This is a genomic window from Pseudomonas sp. GD03875 (assembly GCF_029840585.1).
GTDB classification, from domain to species: domain Bacteria; phylum Pseudomonadota; class Gammaproteobacteria; order Pseudomonadales; family Pseudomonadaceae; genus Aquipseudomonas; species Aquipseudomonas paralcaligenes.
Window position 1 is genome coordinate 1 of sequence record NZ_JAOCCV010000086.1, and the last position, 584, is coordinate 584.

The 584-nt window shown below is 68.7% G+C and carries 1 protein-coding gene; it reads left to right on the forward strand.

Features of this window, described 5'->3' with window-relative positions; all coding sequences use genetic code 11:
• A partial coding sequence (locus N5D30_RS26080; protein ID WP_279911344.1) for a TolC family protein occupies positions 1–584 on the forward strand: 584 nt, incomplete at both ends.

Genomic DNA, 584 nt, shown 5'->3' on the forward strand with positions numbered 1-584 from the left:
GCATGTTCAAGGACCAGGAACCGCTCAGCGGGCCGCTGACCCTGCACACGGCCATGGCCCGTGCAGTCAAGTACAACCTCGAGGCGCGCCTGAAGGTGATGGAGGAAGCCGTGGCCCAGCGCCAGGTCGACCTCGCCACCTTCGACATGCTGCCGCGCATGGCGCTGTCCGCCGGCTACGCCGGGCGCAACAACGTCAGCGCCTCCAGCAGCCAGAGCGTCGACACCGGCACCCAGTCTCTGGAACCTTCCACCTCCCAGGACCGCGACCGCGGTGTGGCCGACCTGACCATGGTCTGGAACGTGCTCGACTTCGGTGTCGCCTACGTCAGCGCCAAGCAGGCTGCCGACCAGCGCCTGATAGTCCAGGAACGCCGGCGCAAGGTCGTCCACACCATCATCCAGGACGTGCGCTCCGCCTACTGGCGCGCGGTAGCGGCCGAGCGCCTGCTCAAGCAGATCGACGAGCTGATGGCCCGCGTCGACCGCGCCCGCGACGACAGCCAGCGGATGACCCGCGAGCGCATCGGCGACCAGGTCCAGACCCTGAGCTACCAGCGCGCCCTGATCGAGGCCACGCGCCAA